General features: G+C 57.4%; 2 protein-coding genes. One reads left to right on the forward strand and one right to left on the reverse strand.

Translation table 11 applies throughout. The annotated features are described in order from the left end of the window. On the forward strand, window positions 1-246 hold a 246-nt coding region (locus tag ACXAIC_RS24705; protein ID WP_475187084.1), incomplete at its 5' end, for an isocitrate/isopropylmalate family dehydrogenase. 383 nt (window positions 247-629) lie between these two features. On the opposite strand, the gene ACXAIC_RS24710 is transcribed toward ACXAIC_RS24705, so the two are convergent. Further along, window positions 630-1,031: a VOC family protein gene (locus ACXAIC_RS24710; RefSeq protein ID WP_475187087.1), complete on the reverse strand. Its 402-nt coding sequence runs from the start codon at window positions 1,029-1,031 to the stop codon at window positions 630-632. Window positions 1,032-1,133: the final 102 nt, after the last annotated feature.

The raw sequence follows: 1,133 nt of genomic DNA on the forward strand, positions 1-1,133 counted from the left end.
TTCGAACCCATTCACGGATCGGCTTTTGACATAACCGGCAAGGGCATTGCCAATCCCGTGGCAACGTTCTGGACGGCCTCTCAGATGCTGGATCACCTGGGCGAACAGGAATCCAGCCGGCGCCTGATGACCGCCGTGGAGCGGGTTTGCGATGCAGGTATCCTCACGCCCGATGTCGGCGGCAACGCAACGACGCGCGAAGTGACCGACGCCGTTATCCAGGCAATCCACGGGTCGAATACGTAAGACTGCCCGCAACACATAAGACCCTGTTGGATGGTTTTTCAGGTTTACCGGCAAGGAAAGGCGCGCAGGTCGGCCAGGTTGGCCGGGCAAGCAGTGCGACACAGCCCGACGGGCCTGAAAGAGCCACCGACGGCCACGGTATGAGAGCGTTCTGCCGTGTCGCGCGTTCTGGACGCTGCCCGACATCGCCCCGTGACACGCACCTTGCGGAACGTTCTCATGTCACGGTCCAATAGGGGCTTATTTGGTGAGGTTGGTATCACGCGCCCGCTTCACGCCCGCAATGTGGTCATTCTCCAGTGCTTGTCCTGCAAACCGCCTTTGTTGCACGGCAAGCGAAACCCTGAAAAGGGCGGACGAAGCTGCCGTCGGTCAGGACCAGTTCACAGACCGCTTTCAGCGATTGATGGTTGCTCCAGCTCCAGAATGTTGCCTTCACAATCTCGGGCATAGACTATCAAATGTGGCCGTTCTTCAGTGCCAAAGTTCGTGACGTCGCCTTGCAAGGCCCCACCAAACCGCAGCAATTTTTCAATCGTCCGGTACAGATCGCAGACCTCGAACGCCAAGTGGCCATAACCGGGATCGTTCACAGCGGGGATGCCCCTATCGGCTGTGGTGGTATACTCCATGATCTCCAAGAACGGTTCATTGTCAGCAGGTAAGTTCAGCCAGATCGAGTAGATATCGTTGTCCGGCAGCCCATTTCCGCGAGACACGGCTGTTCCAGAAAGCCGCCTTGGAGCGCGTCTCTCTACGAAGCCGAAAATCTCTTTGTAAAACAATGACAGTTGATCGTGTCCGTCCGGTGAAGCCGGTCTTCATGGCGGCGACGCGCTCTGTTACGCTGCTTTTGCAGCGTAACACCAAGGCATGAGTTCGTTGAT

The sequence above is a fragment of the Roseibium sp. AWQ4_254 genome (assembly GCF_056161025.1).